This window comes from Dyella jejuensis (assembly GCF_044904675.1).
GTDB classification, from domain to species: domain Bacteria; phylum Pseudomonadota; class Gammaproteobacteria; order Xanthomonadales; family Rhodanobacteraceae; genus Dyella_B; species Dyella_B jejuensis.
Window position 1 is genome coordinate 60143 of record NZ_JADIKJ010000015.1, and the last position, 15279, is coordinate 75421.

The following is a 15279-nucleotide window of genomic DNA, read 5'->3' on the forward strand; positions in this document are numbered from 1 at the left end:
GCTGGCATCGCCGCTGCCTTCATTTGCCGCCATCACACAAGGAATCGACATGGCCGACATTCGGGAATACGACTACATCATTATCGGCGCAGGTTCCGCCGGCAATGTACTGGCAACGCGCCTGACCGAAGACGCGCATGTCACCGTGCTGTTGCTGGAAGCAGGCGGACCGGATTATCGCGTTGATTTCCGCACGCAGATGCCCGCCGCCCTCGCCTATCCATTGCAGGGCCGGCGCTACAACTGGGCCTATCTCACCGATCCCGAGCCTTATATGAACAATCGCCGCATGGAATGCGGCCGCGGCAAAGGACTGGGCGGTTCCTCGTTGATCAATGGCATGTGCTACATCCGCGGCAACGCACTCGACTACGACCACTGGGCCAGGCGACCCGGGTTGGAAAACTGGACGTATCTGGATTGCCTGCCTTATTTCAGGAAGGCCGAGACACGCGATACCGGACCGAACCTCTATCACGGCGGCGACGGCCCGGTGAGCGTGGCGACGCCCAGGCACGGCAACAACGTGTTGTTCCATGCCATGGTCGAGGCCGGCGTGCAGGCAGGCTATCCGCGTACCGACGACCTCAACGGTTACCAGCAGGAAGGCTTCGGCCCGATGGATCGCACGGTCACCCCGCGCGGCCGCCGTGCCAGCACCGCACGCGGTTACCTGGACCAGGCGCGTGCCCGTCCCAACCTCACCATCGTTACGCACGCATTGACCGACCGCATCCTGTTTGCAGGCAAGCGCGCCGTAGGCGTGACGTGGCTGCAACGCGGCCACGCACAACAGGCGCATGCACGCCGCGAAGTATTGCTGTGCGGCGGCGCCATTGCTTCGCCGCAGATCTTGCAACGCTCTGGCGTAGGTCCGGCCGAGCTGCTGCGCGGACTGGATATTCCGTTGGTTCATCACCTGCCCGGCGTCGGCGCGAACCTGCAGGACCATCTGGAGATGTACATCCAATACGAATGTACCCAGCCGGTATCGCTGGCGCCGGCATTGAAACTGCATAACCAGGCAAGAATCGGCGCCGAATGGCTATTCTTCGGCAGCGGCATCGGCGCCAGCAACGAATTCGAGGCCGGCGGCTTCATTCGTTCGCATGAAGACTTCGAGTGGCCAAACCTGCAGTACCACTTCCTGCCGATCGCCGTGAACTACAACGGCTCCCATCCGATCAAGGTGCACAGCTTCCAGGCCCACGTCGGCTCGATGCGTTCACCCAGCCGCGGCCGCATCCACCTTCGTTCGAAAGACCCACGGCAGCCCCCGAGCATTCTCTTCAACTACATGTCGCACGAGCAGGACTGGCGGGAATTCCGCGCGGGTATCCGCATCACGCGCGAGATCTTCCAGCAGCAGGCGCTTGCTCCTTATCGCGGCCGGGAAATTTCGCCCAGTGCCAATTTGCAAACCGATGCCGAGCTGGACGCCTTCATCCGTGCGCACGCCGAAACCGCCTATCATCCCTCTTGTTCGAACCAGATGGGCAACGACGACATGTGCGTGGTGGACGGCCAGGGCCGTGTGCATGGCATCGAGGGCCTGCGCGTGGTGGATGCCTCGATCATGCCGCAGGTAACCACTGGCAATCTCAATGCGCCGACCATCATGATCGCGGAAAAAATCGCCGATGCGATTCGCGGCAGGGATCCGCTACCGCGCGCGCAGGCTCCTTATTACGTCGCCAACGGCGCACCGCTGCGCTCGGCTTCCTGATCGACCCCAAGGATGCCAGCGCCTGTTCATACCCTTCGCATCGTGCCGAAGACTGTTTGCTCGCCAGCCAAGGAAGAGCGACGGCGTATCCGCCGTACACGACCGAGTGATGACGCCGCCTGGCGGCCAGACAGACCCGACTCGTAGGTGAGCGTTGCATGGCCGCCGTGCGATAGCGCGCGGCTTGCCTTGGCAGCCAGCCACGAACGCTAACGCGGGCTATGCGATGGTGCGAACAGTCCCTGGAGCATCCGATCGCCACTCGGTCTATGCTGGCCCTACATGCCGAGGGCCAGCCATGCATAGCCGCAACCTGTTGTTGGCATCGATCGCGACGCTAGCGCTCACGGGTTGCGTGGCCCCGGCCGCCAGGCATGCTGACCGAGGCCTGCCCATATCCTGGACGGACTACCGCTGCAGCGACGGGCAAACCGTGCAGGCGGCTTATCCAGATGCCGATACCGCCTTGATCAAGGTCCATGGTGAAGCGCATACCTTGCATGTCGCCCTGTCCGGCAGCGGCGCCCGCTATACCGGTGACGGCTGGCAATGGTGGACCAAGGGCATGCACGACGGGATGCTGGCACCGCTGGCATCCGGCGAAACCATTGCCAGTTCGCCGAGCATCGACTGTCAGGCCCGCTGATATCACGCGGCTCTAACGAATGGCCATGCCCGTCATCAAGACGTCCGCACATCGCCACGGTAATGACGCATGGGCTTAATCGGCGCGTCATGGCCCAAGCGCATGCTTTCACCATCGGTCAGGAGTATTTCCGATGGTTCCGCAATACGTGTTTCCCTCTAGCCGCGGCTTGTTCCGCATCGTCCGGCATGGTCATCGCTGGCGCTCGCTGGTCGAGGCAAACGAAGTGGCGCGGCACGATTCCGCGCAACAGGCGTTGGACGCGCTGCGTCAGGCGTGGCCGCGGGCACGCCTGCCCCAGGCATTAGGCGAATGGCGTTACTTGCCCGAGCCGGGCGATCGGGCGCACGCCCGGCTGGCTCGCGCGACCCACGTTTCCAGGATGGCGGGCTTTGATCCCTCCCCGGCCCACGTGCGTCGTTCGCGTCGTTCGCAAGGCCGCACAGGGCGAGGCGTGCCCGAGCATGGTGATCGTTCACCATGGCTATAAGAGTGCGGTGGCTGATCCGCCTGTCCGGCTACCTGCTGCCCGCAGGGGAGTTCATTCGTTCGCGTTGATCACTTCGAGAAAGTCGCGGCCATAACGCTTGAGCTTGGCTTCGCCGATACCGCTGATCGATGCAAGGTCTTCTTCGCTTTCCGGCATTGCGCGCAGCATGGCCAGCAGCGTGGCGTCATGGAAGATGACGTAGGCGGGCACGCCATGCTGTTTGGCTAGGCGTGCGCGCAAGGCGCGCAGCGCGTCCCACAGCGGCTGCTCGTAGGCTTCGATACCGAGGCTCGCGCCCGTCACCAGCTGGCTGTCGCGCCGGCGCGATGCGCGGTGTGCCGGTCGTGTTTCTTCGCGCATGTGCACGCTACGCTGGCCGATCAATACGTCGCGACTGGCTGCCGTAAGGCGCAGGGTGCCGAACCCTTCCGCATCGGTGGCGAGCAGGCCGGCCGCCAGCAACTGCCGGAACACCGAACGCCATTGCTTTTCGTCCATGTCCGCGCCAATGCCGAACGTGGTCAGGCGATCGTGGCCAAGCTGGCTCACACGTTCGCCGTCGATACCGCGCAGGATATCGATGACGTGCCCCGAGCCGAAGCGTTGTCCGCTGCGATACACCGCGGACAAGGCTTTTTGCGCGGGAATGGTGGCATCCCAGGTTTTTGGCGGATGCAGGCAGTTATCGCACTGACCGCAGGGTCCGTGGTAAGCCTCGCCGAATGCGGCGAGCAGCAGCTCGCGGCGGCACTGCGTAGCTTCCGCGTAGGAAAGGAGTAGATCCAGTTTCGAGCGTTCGATGCGCTTGCGATCATCACCGGATTCGGATTGCGCGATCATCTGGCTCATCGTCACCACGTCGGACAGGCCGTAGACCATCCACGCATCGGCCGGCAAGCCGTCACGTCCCCCGCGGCCGGTCTCCTGGTAATAGCCTTCCATGCTGCGCGGCAGGTCCAGATGCGCCACGAAACGCACATCCGGCTTGTCGATGCCCATGCCGAACGCGACCGTCGCCACCATCACCACGCCATCCTCGCGCAGGAAGCGCTGCTGGTTCGCGGCCCGTGTCGCGGCATCGAGGCCGGCGTGATAAGGCAACGCCTCGATGCCCGCCTCGGCCAGCCACGCCGCCGTTTCATCCACCTTGCGCCGGCTGAGGCAATAAACGATGCCGGCATCGCCGCGATGCCCATCAAGAAAGCCAAGCAACTGGCTGCGCGGGTTGTGGCGTAATGCAACGACGTAGCGAAGGTTGGGCCGGTCGAAACTGGACACGAACCGTTGCGCGTCCTGCAAGGCCAGCCGCTCGACGATTTCCTCGCGCGTGCGCGGATCGGCGGTGGCGGTAAGCGCGATGCGCGGCACCTGCGCGAAGCGTTGGTGCAGGATCGTCAGCTCACGGTATTCCGGCCGGAAATCATGTCCCCATTGGGACACGCAATGCGCTTCGTCGATGGCGAACAACGCCACTTCGGTCCGCTCGAGTAATTCGAGGAAACGCGCGGTGAGCAAACGTTCCGGCGCCACGTAGAGCAGGTTCAGTTCGCCGGCCAGCAGCTGGCGTTCGACCTCGCGCTGTTGCTGGGCGTCGAGGCTGGAATTGAGGTAGGCCGCGGATACGCCGGCCTCGCGCAAGGCATCGACCTGATCCTGCATCAAGGCGATCAGCGGCGACACCACGATCCCCGTGCCCTGCCGCAACAGGGCGGGAATCTGGTAGCACAGCGATTTGCCGCCGCCGGTGGGCATCAGCACCAGCGCATCGCCGCCGTCGGCGACGTGCTCGACGATGGCTTGCTGCGGACCGCGGAAACTGGCGTAACCGAAAACGCTCTGGAGAATATCGAGGGGACTGGCAGGCATCGGCGAAAGGCTAGCGTGGCTCACGGGAAACGGAAAGAAACAAACAGTGACACCAGATATTCAAATCCATGCAAATGCATCAACCGGCGACCTCAGCGGAAAATTGTAGGCATCGACCACTACGCCATTGCGCGCCTGCCGCGGGGTTCATTCCCATCCCCACACGGCCCGATCCACATCCGCGTCCAAGCCAAACCGCGACAGCGGCACGCGCCCATTCTTCACTTCGACACCTTCGGCACGCAGCCGCCGGCATTGCTCGCGGAAGCCGCGGCTGCCAGGCGGCATGGCGATATGGCCGCTCGAACGCAGTACCCGGTACCAGGGCAGCACCATGCCATCGGGCACCTCGCCCAGCAGCCGCCCCACCAGGCGGGCACGACCCGGCAAGCCGGCCCGCGCGGCAATCGCGCCGTAACTGGCGACGCGCCCGGCTGGAATGGCGGCGATCGCCGCGAAGACTCGCAAATATTCCTCTTTCATGGTGCACCTTCACCAAGCTCGTGGCAGAGTACCAGCCATCCGTCTTCCCTTTGGGACAGCCGCATGCATCACTTCGAAGCCGTGCGTTCGCTGATCGGCAGCCTGCATACCCTGCGGCAGAACGATCCCTATCTGATCAGCTTCGATCTGGCGCTTCCGCATGGCCGCCACCAGGGCATCTACCTGGCCGAACTGGAAGATGAGCACGGACACCGCTACCTGCGCATTTCCACGCCGATCGGCCCGCTCTCCGGCACCGATCCCAAGCGCTGCCTGCGCTTCAACTGGGAACAACGCAACGGCTTCCTGGCCGTGACCGACCTGGATGGCTCGCCCTACCTGCACCTGTGCGAGAACCGGCCCTATGAACTGCTCGACCAGCAGGAGCTGCGCCGGCTCATCGGCGAGTTGGGCAGCCTTGGCGACCAGTTGGAGCAGGTGATCGTGAACGGCGGCGACAGCTTCTAGGGGCGGGCCACCCTATTCGCGTGGCTCGCGCCGATCCATGATTAGCCAAACTGCCGGGCCAGGTACACGAACGCGCAGGCGACCAGCGCCGTCACCGGCAGCGTGAGAATCCACGCCCAGACCATGCGCTCCACCACCGACCAGCGGATGGCATTGAAGCGCTTGGCCGCGCCCACGCCCATGATCGACGACGACACCACGTGCGTGGTCGACACCGGCAGGCCAAAAGCCGACGCGCCGAGGATCACCAGCGCCGAGCTGCCTTCGGCCGCAAAACCGTTGATCGGATGCAGCTTCACCATTTTGTGGCCGAGCGTCTTGATGATGCGCCAGCCGCCGCCGGCGGTACCTCCGGCCATGGTAAGCGCGCACACCACGGCCACCCATGACGGCACCGCGAAACCGCCGTGGGTCGATTCATGGATGCGCAGGAACGACAGCCATGCGGGCAAGCTGTCGAACTGCCCTGCCGCCGTCGCGCTGGCCAGCGCCAGCGCGATGATGCCCATGCTTTTCTGCGCATCGTTCATGCCGTGCGCCAGCCCCATCGCACTGGCCGACAGAATCTGCGCCTTGCCAAAAAAACTGTTCACGAACGGCGTGCGGCCGAGGTAACGCAGGAAGCTGCTGCGGCTGGCGAACCAGGCCAACAGCGCGTAGAGGCCGCCCATCAACAGAAAGCCGAGTACGAAACCCATCACTGGCGACACCACCATCGGCAGTACCACCTTGGGCAATACGCCCTTGCCTTCCCACCAATGCACGCCGCCCTGGGCCCAGATCACCGCCCCGAACCGCCCGCCGGATTCGGCGATGGCCGCGCCCACCAATGCGCCGACCAGCGCATGGCTGGAGCTGGATGGCAGGCCCAGCCACCAGGTAATCAGGTTCCACACGATAGCGGCCAGCAGGGCGCAGACCAGCAATTGCGGACCCGCGTCGACCACGCCGGTGTTGACGATACCCGCGGCGATGGTGGCCGCTACCGCAGTACCCCACAACGCGCCGATCATGTTCGTCACGGCGGCCAGCAGCACCGCCTGCCCCGGCGAAAGCACCTTGGTGGCGACCACGGTGGCAATCGAGTTGGCGGTGTCGTGAAAGCCGTTGATATAGGTGAAGACGAGTGCGATCAACACCACCACGGCGACCAGGCCAAGGCTCATGCGCGCGCTCCAACGACCCGTTCGCAGCGCCTGTGCGGGCCGCATGGCGTTTGCCTGGGCCGCATGCCTGGAGCAAGCGCGTATTCCAGGCGCGGTGCATGCGGCTGTCGCGGGCAGGCTTCCGGCGCATGCCATGCATGAAGGAGAGCGTGCAAGGCGTGCTCCTCAGGAATTCTTCAACACAATGGAATAGACGATGTTGCCGACGTCGCGGCATTTGTCGATGGCCTTCTCGATCAGCTCGAACAAGTCCTTCGCCAGCATCGCGCGCATCGCATCGTCACTCTCAAGGTAGAGCGTGCGGTAAGGCGCCAGCAGCATGCGGTCGCCTTCCGACTCCAGCGTCTGCAGGCGATCCTGCAGCTTCTTCAGCGGATCGATGCGCAGGCCGTGGCGCAGTTCACCGATCATCTGCACCACCACTTCGGTAGAGCGCGCCAGCACCAGCGCCCGCTGGCCGAAATCCACGCCAGCCAGCCGGGCGGCAACGATCTCGTAGCGCTCGGCGAATTTCTCCACGCTCTTGGGAATCTTGTAGAGCGCGGTATTGAGAGCCTCGATATCCTCGCGATCCAGCGCGGTGACGAAAGTGTTCACCAGCTCCTCGCTGATCTGCGCCGCCAGCGCCTTTTCCCGCGCCCGGGCGCGCGAGAACGCCGCCATGACGGGCGCGTGGTCGGCCTGGGTCACCAGCTCATGCAGGGCCTTGGCGCTTTCGTGGGCCGCTTCGGCACTCTGTTCGAGCAGGCCGTAGAACTTGTCGCCTTTGCCGAAAATTGTCTGGAGTGAAAACATGCAGGAAGGACCTGGGCAGCGCGGGAGGGGCAAACGTGCCGCGCATGTTACAGGACGGCCGGAGCCAGGGACGAGAGGCCAGCCGCCGCGCCGCAGGGGACCCACGGGCAAACCCGGCCCACCGCGCCACGCCGGGCGTCGCCCCGCGCTGCAGCGGGCGCCTCGCCTCGCAGCCCCCGGTGTGTCTTACACTGATTGGCATGTCACGACCAACCGCCCCGTCGCGATGCTGACCACGATCGCGCTCGTTGTTGTCCTCGCCCTCTGCAACGGCTTCTTCGCGCTCTCCGAAATGGCGCTGGTTGCCTCGCGCAAGAGCCGGCTCAAGCAGATGGCCCGCACCAGCCGTCGCGCGCAGATCGCGCTGCGCCATGCGGAGGCGCCGGAGCATTTCCTCTCGACCGTGCAGGTCGGCATTACGCTGGTGATGCTGATTACCGGCGCGGTAGCCGGCGATGCCGTGGGTTCGCGCATCGCCGACCTGCTGCACAATGGCAGCGTGTCCTGGCTTATCCCCTATACCCGGATCATCGGTATTGTGCTGGGCTTCGCCGTGATTTCCTTCATCCAGATCGTGATCGGCGAACTGGTGCCCAAGCGATTGGCGCTGTCCGCGCCGGAGAAGGTTTCTACGGTTGTCGGCATGCCGATGCTGGTGCTGTCGCGCGCCACCGCGCCGTTCGTATGGATGCTCAACCGCTCCAGCAGCGCGCTGCTGAAAGTACTGCGCGTGAAGGATCGCGGCGAAAGCGCCGCCACGGAAGAGGAAATCCGCCTGCTGGTGGCCGAAAGCACCGAGCAAGGTGTGCTCGATGCGGACGAGCAGGCCATGGTGAACCGCGTGCTGCGTCTGGGCGACCGCACGGTGGATAGCGTGATGACCCCGCGCACACGTATCGCGTGGCTCGACATGAACGCTCCGCTAGAAGAAAACCTGGAGATATTGCGGCAAACCTCCTACTCGCGTTATCCGGTCTACCGTGGCGATGAAAGCGATATCGTCGGCGTAATGGAAGTAAAGACCTTGCTCGGCAGCATGACGCTTGGCAAGCCGGAACTGTTCCGTACCCTGGCCAAGCCGCTGTACGTGCCCGCTACCGCGCGCGCGCTCGACCTGCTCGAAGAATTCCGCGACGCGGAAACGCCGATGGCGCTGGTGGTGGACGAGTACGGCGACATCGACGGCATCGTCACCCTCAACGATCTGTTGGCGGCGGTGGTGGGCGCCAGCCAGCTCGGCCACGGCGGCGAGGAAAGCCAGCCGATCGTGCAGCGCGCGGATGGCAGCTGGCTGGTGGACGGCGCGATTTCTACCGACGACCTGCGCGAACTGCTGCAGCTGGACCATTTGCCGGGCGAACAGGAACACGAATTTCGCACCGCGGCAGGCATGGTGATGGCGGCGCTGGGCCGCATTCCGCAAACCGGCGAAGTCTTTGCCTGGCGCGGCATCCGCTTCGAAGTAGTGGACCTGGACGGTGCTCGCATCGACAAACTGCTGGTGACGCCGGCACCGCGCATCAACGTGGCCGACGACGAACAATAGCGGGCAGCAGCGCGGAAGGCAGCGGGCGCCATGCGGCCGGCAGCCGGACGCGCGCGGGCCAGGCTATTTTTTTCCGGCGGCCAGGCGCGCCATCCGCTGCGCATCGGCAAAGATACCGTGCAGCATGCGCAGTTCGCGCTCATCCATCTGCGCGCGCTGGAACAGCTTGCGCAAGCGCAGCATGATGGTGGTCGGCGCGCGCCCCTTGTGGAAGTCGATATCGTCCAGCATCTGCGCCAGGTGTTCGTAGAAACGCTCCATCTGCGCCGCATCCGCCGGCGGCTCGTCATGCAGCGACGGCGGGGCCGTCGCGCGCTCGCCGAGCGAAGCCATGCGCAGTTCGTAGGCCATCACCTGGACCGCCTGCGACAGGTTGAGCGAGCTGAAATCGTCCACGCTGGGAATGCGCACCATCGCGTGGCAGCGCGCCAGCTCCTCGTTCTCCAGGCCGGTGCGTTCGTTGCCGAACACCAGCGCCACCTGTCCGCCGCGTTCGGCCGCGGCAAGCGCCTGGATGGCCGCCTCGCGCGGCGTCAGCTCGGGCAGGTTCACGCCGCGGCGGCGCGCCGACAGGCCCAGGGCGAGGCTGCTTCCTGCTAGCGCATCCACCAGTCCCGGATGGACCCCGGCGCCATCCAGTACAGCGTCCGCGCCCGCCGCCAGGGCGGAGGCCTCCCGGTCCGGAAAGCGATGCGGCAGGACCAGTTCCATGCGGGTGAAGCCCATGGTCCGCATGGCCCGCGCCGCGCTGCCGATATTGCCTGGATGGGAGGTGCGCACGAGCACGAAGCGCAAACGATGGGGAAGGTCGTCGATCATGCCTGGGCGCGCGCCGTGCGTAGGAGGGTGGCAAGGATAGTGGGAGGAAGCACCAGCGGCGAGCGGCGCAACCGCGCAAGCTTGCGATTCCGGTGCCGCCATCGGCTTGCATCCGCCCTGCCCGCGCCCGGCCGCTCGCCCCTCCCACCCCGCTCTGTTAACATTCCCGGCCGCTAACCCGTTCTTTTGCCAAGCCAAAGCCATGACCAGACCCGCCGTCAACGTCGCGGTACGCGCCGCGCGCTCCGCCGGTAACGTGATCCTGCGTTACATGAACCGCATCGAGGGCCTCAACGTTGTTGAAAAACAGCGCATGGACTTTGCGTCCGAGGTCGACCGGCTGGCCGAGGCGGAAATCGTCAAGGAACTGCGTCGCGCCTATCCCACCCATGCCATCCTCGCCGAGGAAAGCGGCGCCACCGGCAAGGGGCCGCTGGTATGGGTGATCGATCCGCTGGATGGCACCCATAACTATCTGCGCGGTATCCCGCACTTCAGCGTTTCCATTGCCCTGCTCGACAAGGGCGAACCGGTCTATGCGGTGGTATTCGATCCACTGCGCGATGAATTGTTCACCGCCAGCAAGGGCGACGGCGCATATCTCAACGATCGCCGCATCCGCGTCGGCAAGCGCGAAAACCTCAACGGCGCCATGATCGCCACCGGCTTTCCCTATCGCCAACGCGCTCATCTGGATTCGCAGCTGGCGATGACCCGCGCCCTGCTGACACAGGCCGAGGATATCCGCCGCTCCGGCTCCGCCGCCCTGGACCTGGCCTACACCGCGGCCGGCCGCTACGACGGTTTCTTCGAGATCGGCCTCAAGCCGTGGGATATGGCGGCCGGCGTATTGCTGGTGCGCGAAGCGGGCGGCCAGTACGGCGATTTCGCCGGTCGCGACGGTATTCCCGAAAGCGGCAACATCGTTGCCGGCAACCTGCATGTGGTGAAGGCAATGGTGGAAACGATCGGCGCCCACGCCACCCCGGCGCTGCTCAGGGCATAACTGGGCCGTAACCAAAAAAAGCGCCCTCGGGCGCTTTCTGTCATTTGGCACGGATGCATTTTCATACCGTGATCTCGATGCGGTTGCCGTCCGGGTCCAGCACGACACTTTCATAATAGCCATCGCCCGCGCGGCGCGGCCCGTCAAGCACTGGATAGCCTTCTTCCCTCAGGCGCTGCGTAAGCAGATCGACTTCCTGCTCCGAGCCCACCGCTATCGCCATGTGCGTCAACCCCATGCGCTGTACGCCTGGCGCAGCAGCCGCGGGCGCCAGGGCGGTCGTCTTCATTACCTCCAGGCGAGCCCCGTCGTCAAAACGCAGGAAACAGGATTCAAACCCCTTGCTGGCATGGATATACCGGCGGCCCGCCTTCGCACCGAAATGCGACGCATAGAACAGGACACATCTATCGGCTTCAACTCCGTCTAAAGCGCGTGCGAATTTTGAGGCGACGCCAATAACGCTGGCAGAACGCATACGCGGTAACCAAGCACATCCGGACCTGGTCGCGAAATAACAAGAGCTGAAACCACAGAGCAAGATCACGTCCAGCACGCTCGCATCCAGCAGCACGCCAAGGAAGGCGAACTGTGGATTCAGCACCAGCACGGTGACCAGCGCGATCACCATGATACCGACCAGTTTTCGCCACCAAGGCATGCTTGCCTTGACGCCGCCCGGGATCTTTCCTGAGATCACGACGGCCCCCATCTCCTCAATCGGGAATTTGCCTGGCCTCACGCAGCACGTTGCGCAGGAAAGGCACGGTCACGCGGCGCTGCGCCGCCAGGGATGCCTGGTCGAGCCGATCCAGCAGATCGAGCAATGCGCCAAGGTCGCGCGCGTAACGGGCAAACAGCCAGTCAAGCACCGTGTCGTCCAATTCGATGCCGCGAAGCGCGGCCTGGCGCTTCAATACCTCGCGCCGCTCGACGTCGTCCAGCGGCTTGAGCACGAACTGCGTGCATGCGCCAAGGCGGGAGCGAAGGTCCGGAAGCACGAGCGGCAGCTGTGCTGGCGCCGCTTCGGCCGCGAAGATCAGCGAGGTAGCTTCCGCGCGGGCACGGTTGTAAAGATCGAACAGGGCATGCTCGGCCTCGCGTTCACCGGCGAGCGCATCCAGGTGATCGAGTGCAATGCACTCGCTGCCGGCCACGCCGCGGATCGCCGCGGCATGCTCGCGCAGGTTCTTCAGCGGCAGGTATTGCACGGTGCGCCCGGCCTCGCTGGCGGCTTGGCACGCGGCCATCAGCAGATGGCTTTTGCCGCTGCCGGTCACGCCGCTCAGGTACACCCAGGGTGCATGCGCTTGCGCGGCGAGCGCATGCACCGCCGCTACCGCCGCTTCATTGGCGCCGGCATGGAAATGTTCGAAGCGCTGGCGACGCGGCCAGCGCAGGCTCAACGGCAACTGCGCGGTCATGGCTTGTGTGGTTCGTCGACTTTGGCGACCTTGGCGTCGGCTTGTAGCTCGCCGTTGGCGTCTTGGCCAACCTTGACGTCCACTTCGGCGATCACGGTATCGGGCTCGCCTTCTTCCGTGTAAAGCTCGCTGAGCCGATAGCGTTGCGCCAGGTACCGCAGCAACACCACGATCACCGAGGCGGCCGGCAGGGCCAGCAACACGCCCAGGAAGCCGAACAGGTAGCCACCCGCCAACACCGCGAAGATCACCGCTACCGGGTGCAGGCCGATCTTTTCGCCCACCAGCCGCGGCACCAGCACATAGCCTTCCAGCAGTTGTCCGACCACGAAAACGCCGACCACCATCAGCAGGTGCGGCCAGTCGCCGTGCAGCACCAATGAAGCGATGATCGCCGCGGCGAATCCGGTGATGAAGCCCAGGTACGGCACGAAGCTGAGCAAACCCGCGACCATGCCGATCAGCGGGCCTACCGAAATACCGATCAGGGTCAGCGCCACGCCGTAATAGATGGCCAGCGCCAGCATCACCAGCAATTGCCCGCGCACGAAGGCGCCGAGCACCGCATCGGATTCGCGCGCCAGGTGTGCGACGGTCGGTTCGACCGAGCGCGGCAGGATGCGGTCGATCCACGCCACCAGGCTGTCCCAGTCGCGCAGCAGGTAGAACCACACCACCGGGATCAGCACCAGGTTGGTAAGCCACATCATCACGCCGAAGCCGGAACGCGAAATGCTCCCGATCACGCTGCCGATGGAACCTAAGTGCTCCTTGAACTGGGCGACCAGCCGGTCGGTGTCGAAGGTCCCCGGATCCAGGTGCAGTTTCGTCTGCAGCCAAGGCAACGCGGTGTCCCTGGCCCATTCCACATAGCGCGGAAAGTTTTGCACCAGGTTTTCGATCTGGCGTGCGATCAGCGGTACCAGCAGCAGCAGCGCGGCCGCGATCAGCAGGACCAGCACCACGAATACGATACTGACCGCCAGCGTGCGCCCAAGCCCCAGGCGTTCCAATCGATTGGCCAGCGGGTCGCCCAGGTAGGCCAGCATGGCGGCGATCGCGAACGGCATCAGTACCGGCGCAAGCAGCCACACCAGCAGACCGATGAAAACGGTGATCGCCAGCATCTGCCAGCGGCGGGATGTCTCTTGGCTTATGGACACGGACAGTTCATCGGTAGCGGACAGACCCAGGGAAGTGTGGCCTATCTAACGGGCTGTTCAAAGCCTTGCGGCGGGCACCGGAAGCGCTCACGAGGTTCGGCGCGCATGCCAGGCCCGGCGCGACCAGCGCAGTACATAGTCCAGGCCGCTTGCCACGCACAGCCCGGCGACCGGCCAGATGAATGCCGGCGCTGGCGGTGATGGCCACTGCGCCAGCGTCAACAACACAGCCAGCAGGTACGCGATCTGCATCAGCGTGCAGGCTTTGGACAGCAGGCTCTGCTGCGGATCGATGCGGCCGATCAGCAGCCGCCAGAGCAATGCGCCGGATGCGATCACCAGGTCCCGTCCGCACACGACCAGCGCGAGCCAGATCGGCGTCTCCCGCAACCACGCCAGGATCACGAAGCAGCTGATCAGCAACAACTTGTCGGCGACCGCGTCGAGCATGCCGCCTAGCCGGCTTTGCCAGCCATAACGACGGGCAAGGAACCCATCCACGCCGTCGGAGATGCCGGCCACGGCAACCAGCGTCAGCGCCGCCGGCCAGTTCCGTTGCAGCAGTATCCCGCAGATCGGCGCGACCAGCGCCACCCGCATTATCGATATGGCATTGGGCAAATGCCGCCAAGGCGAAAGCGACGCGGCAGGCATCGCGCCAGTCATGCGCTTTCAGTGCAGCCAACGCAAGCTGACGTCTGCGCCGTCGTGCGCACTGCCCTGGATCAAGTGTCCGCCGGCGGCAAGATTGGCGGCCAGGCCATCCAGGGGCATGCCCGCCTTCACGGCCAGCAGCACGCCATCGTCCTGCCCGCCCAGCGTGCTGAGCTTCTGCACCGATGGATCGGCGCGCAAGGTCGCCAGCAAGTTCGCGTAATCCATTGCCGTGTGCAGTCCGGTGATCCACAGCTTGCCATCGACCGTGGTCGCCCCGATGACGTTGAGCGCCTGGCCCAGGCGGTTGGTGGCGTTGGCACCGGCATCGGCGAACAGGCCGTCTTCGCTGTCGCCCTGTGCGTTCCAGTGTTGCGCCTGGCCACCACTGACCAGCGTCCAGTCGGCAGCTTTGCCGTGGAGATCGCCGATCAGCACCAGGCCCGTGTGGTAGAGCCGGCTGATGGCCGACAGCGCGGCCGGATCGGCAGCCGCCAGTTTTGCCAAGTCCGGCAGCTGGGAGGGGTCGGCGTAGCTCACCGCATAGCCCTGCTTGGCGACCGCGTCGCTGAGCGCACCCAGGTCGTCCTTGCCAAGCAGGTTGCCATCGCTTCCCTTCACTATCAGCAATAGCGGCGGCTTTACGCCGGCCGTGGCGGCACCCATCTGGGTAACGAGGCGCTGCACGGCGCCTTGATCGAAGGTGATCGACAAGCTCAGGCTCGGCGGGCTGCCCGCGCCGCGTTGGTATTGGAACTGCTTGACGATGCCACCGGCGTTCTTCAATGCGTCGGCATAACCATCCTTGCCGCTCAGGTCCTGGCCGCCGGAAACGCGCGCCAGCACTTGCCCGAGGGCGGTGGAAAAAGCCTGGCTGCGTTGCGCGTCGCTGACATCGGTGACCGGCACCGCCACCGTATAGGGCGAGGTCGTCTGAGCGGGGGCCATCCGCGGCAGGCCGCCGACGAGACCAAGCAACAGGGTGGCGATCAGCAGGCGTGACAGACGCATGGGCGGGGCCGTGTCC

At 64.8% G+C, this 15279-nt stretch carries 16 protein-coding genes; 6 read left to right on the forward strand and 10 right to left on the reverse strand.

The annotated features are described in order from the left end of the window. Nucleotides 1-49 precede the first annotated feature (49 nt). The 3 genes from betA to ISP15_RS13475 all read left to right on the forward strand — a co-directional run bounded on the left by betA (nt 50) and on the right by ISP15_RS13475 (nt 2862). Nucleotides 50-1726, forward strand: coding sequence for a choline dehydrogenase (gene betA / locus ISP15_RS13465; protein WP_404548057.1), 1677 nt, complete (start codon nt 50-52; stop codon nt 1724-1726). Nucleotides 1727-2024: 298 nt separating this feature from the next. Next, the gene (locus tag ISP15_RS13470) at nt 2025-2372 is read left to right on the forward strand and encodes an MliC family protein (protein WP_404548058.1); all 348 of its coding nucleotides are present in this window, start codon (nt 2025-2027) and stop codon (nt 2370-2372) included. Between the two features lie 133 nt (nt 2373-2505). Beyond that, a complete protein-coding gene (locus ISP15_RS13475; protein ID WP_404548059.1) occupies nt 2506-2862 on the forward strand; it encodes a hypothetical protein in 357 nt (118 codons plus the stop codon). Nucleotides 2863-2913: 51 nt separating this feature from the next. Here ISP15_RS13475 and recQ read toward each other — a convergent pair whose 3' ends face one another. Continuing rightward, complete coding sequence (gene recQ, locus ISP15_RS13480; RefSeq protein WP_404548060.1) at nt 2914-4728, reverse strand: DNA helicase RecQ; 1815 nt, start codon at nt 4726-4728, stop codon at nt 2914-2916. Nucleotides 4729-4875: 147 nt separating this feature from the next. Beyond that, on the reverse strand, nt 4876-5211 hold the full coding sequence (locus ISP15_RS13485) for an MGMT family protein (protein ID WP_404548061.1): 336 nt from the start codon (nt 5209-5211) through the stop codon (nt 4876-4878). Between the two features lie 63 nt (nt 5212-5274). Between ISP15_RS13485 and ISP15_RS13490 the strand changes: the two genes are divergently transcribed. Then, complete coding sequence (locus ISP15_RS13490; RefSeq protein ID WP_404548062.1) at nt 5275-5679, forward strand: hypothetical protein; 405 nt, start codon at nt 5275-5277, stop codon at nt 5677-5679. Between the two features lie 41 nt (nt 5680-5720). On the opposite strand, the gene ISP15_RS13495 is transcribed toward ISP15_RS13490, so the two are convergent. Next, nucleotides 5721-6845, reverse strand: coding sequence for an inorganic phosphate transporter (locus ISP15_RS13495; RefSeq protein ID WP_404548063.1), 1125 nt, complete (start codon nt 6843-6845; stop codon nt 5721-5723). 165 nt (nt 6846-7010) lie between these two features. Beyond that, a complete protein-coding gene (locus ISP15_RS13500) occupies nt 7011-7640 on the reverse strand; it encodes a DUF47 domain-containing protein (protein WP_404548065.1) in 630 nt (209 codons plus the stop codon). Between the two features lie 226 nt (nt 7641-7866). Between ISP15_RS13500 and ISP15_RS13505 the strand changes: the two genes are divergently transcribed. After that, nucleotides 7867-9186 (forward strand): hemolysin family protein, encoded by a 1320-nt coding sequence (locus tag ISP15_RS13505; protein WP_404548350.1) that lies wholly within the window; start codon nt 7867-7869, stop codon nt 9184-9186. 63 nt (nt 9187-9249) lie between these two features. On the opposite strand, the gene ISP15_RS13510 is transcribed toward ISP15_RS13505, so the two are convergent. After that, complete coding sequence (locus ISP15_RS13510) at nt 9250-10005, reverse strand: RNA methyltransferase (RefSeq protein WP_404548067.1); 756 nt, start codon at nt 10003-10005, stop codon at nt 9250-9252. 202 nt (nt 10006-10207) lie between these two features. On the opposite strand from ISP15_RS13510, the gene ISP15_RS13515 reads away from it, so the two are divergent. Next, the gene (locus ISP15_RS13515; RefSeq protein WP_404548069.1) at nt 10208-11011 is read left to right on the forward strand and encodes an inositol monophosphatase family protein; all 804 of its coding nucleotides are present in this window, start codon (nt 10208-10210) and stop codon (nt 11009-11011) included. Between the two features lie 61 nt (nt 11012-11072). Here ISP15_RS13515 and ISP15_RS13520 read toward each other — a convergent pair whose 3' ends face one another. From ISP15_RS13520 to ISP15_RS13540, 5 genes are all read right to left on the reverse strand, one after another. After that, entirely contained in the window at nt 11073-11723 is a 651-nt protein-coding gene (locus tag ISP15_RS13520; RefSeq protein ID WP_404548071.1) for a VOC family protein, read from the reverse strand. Between the two features lie 4 nt (nt 11724-11727). Beyond that, on the reverse strand, nt 11728-12435 hold the full coding sequence (gene hda, locus ISP15_RS13525) for a DnaA regulatory inactivator Hda (RefSeq protein WP_404548073.1): 708 nt from the start codon (nt 12433-12435) through the stop codon (nt 11728-11730). Next, the gene (locus ISP15_RS13530; RefSeq protein ID WP_404548351.1) at nt 12432-13592 is read right to left on the reverse strand and encodes an AI-2E family transporter; all 1161 of its coding nucleotides are present in this window, start codon (nt 13590-13592) and stop codon (nt 12432-12434) included. The genes hda and ISP15_RS13530 overlap by 4 nt, the downstream gene beginning before the upstream one ends. A gap of 93 nt (nt 13593-13685) precedes the next feature. Next, nucleotides 13686-14264: a CDP-alcohol phosphatidyltransferase family protein gene (locus ISP15_RS13535; protein WP_404548075.1), complete on the reverse strand. Its 579-nt coding sequence runs from the start codon at nt 14262-14264 to the stop codon at nt 13686-13688. A gap of 6 nt (nt 14265-14270) precedes the next feature. After that, nucleotides 14271-15263 carry a DUF2066 domain-containing protein gene (locus ISP15_RS13540; protein WP_404548077.1) on the reverse strand — a complete coding sequence of 331 codons (993 nt, stop codon included), beginning with the start codon at nt 15261-15263 and terminating at the stop codon, nt 14271-14273. Nucleotides 15264-15279 lie beyond the last annotated feature (16 nt).

Bases quoted from the DNA above. Each gene is read 5' to 3' on its own strand.
- betA (WP_404548057.1), top strand. From the start codon at position 50: ATGGCCGACATTCGGGAATACGACTACATCATTATCGGCGCAGGTTCC.
- ISP15_RS13470 (WP_404548058.1), top strand. From the start codon at position 2,025: ATGCATAGCCGCAACCTGTTGTTGGCATCGATCGCGACGCTAGCGCTC.
- ISP15_RS13475 (WP_404548059.1), top strand. From the start codon at position 2,506: ATGGTTCCGCAATACGTGTTTCCCTCTAGCCGCGGCTTGTTCCGCATC.
- recQ (WP_404548060.1), bottom strand. From the start codon at position 4,728: ATGCCTGCCAGTCCCCTCGATATTCTCCAGAGCGTTTTCGGTTACGCC.
- ISP15_RS13485 (WP_404548061.1), bottom strand. From the start codon at position 5,211: ATGAAAGAGGAATATTTGCGAGTCTTCGCGGCGATCGCCGCCATTCCA.
- ISP15_RS13490 (WP_404548062.1), top strand. From the start codon at position 5,275: ATGCATCACTTCGAAGCCGTGCGTTCGCTGATCGGCAGCCTGCATACC.
- ISP15_RS13495 (WP_404548063.1), bottom strand. From the start codon at position 6,845: ATGAGCCTTGGCCTGGTCGCCGTGGTGGTGTTGATCGCACTCGTCTTC.
- ISP15_RS13500 (WP_404548065.1), bottom strand. From the start codon at position 7,640: ATGTTTTCACTCCAGACAATTTTCGGCAAAGGCGACAAGTTCTACGGC.
- ISP15_RS13505 (WP_404548350.1), top strand. From the start codon at position 7,867: ATGCTGACCACGATCGCGCTCGTTGTTGTCCTCGCCCTCTGCAACGGC.
- ISP15_RS13510 (WP_404548067.1), bottom strand. From the start codon at position 10,005: ATGATCGACGACCTTCCCCATCGTTTGCGCTTCGTGCTCGTGCGCACC.
- ISP15_RS13515 (WP_404548069.1), top strand. From the start codon at position 10,208: ATGACCAGACCCGCCGTCAACGTCGCGGTACGCGCCGCGCGCTCCGCC.
- ISP15_RS13520 (WP_404548071.1), bottom strand. From the start codon at position 11,723: ATGGGGGCCGTCGTGATCTCAGGAAAGATCCCGGGCGGCGTCAAGGCA.
- hda (WP_404548073.1), bottom strand. From the start codon at position 12,435: ATGACCGCGCAGTTGCCGTTGAGCCTGCGCTGGCCGCGTCGCCAGCGC.
- ISP15_RS13535 (WP_404548075.1), bottom strand. From the start codon at position 14,264: ATGACTGGCGCGATGCCTGCCGCGTCGCTTTCGCCTTGGCGGCATTTG.
- ISP15_RS13540 (WP_404548077.1), bottom strand. From the start codon at position 15,263: ATGCGTCTGTCACGCCTGCTGATCGCCACCCTGTTGCTTGGTCTCGTC.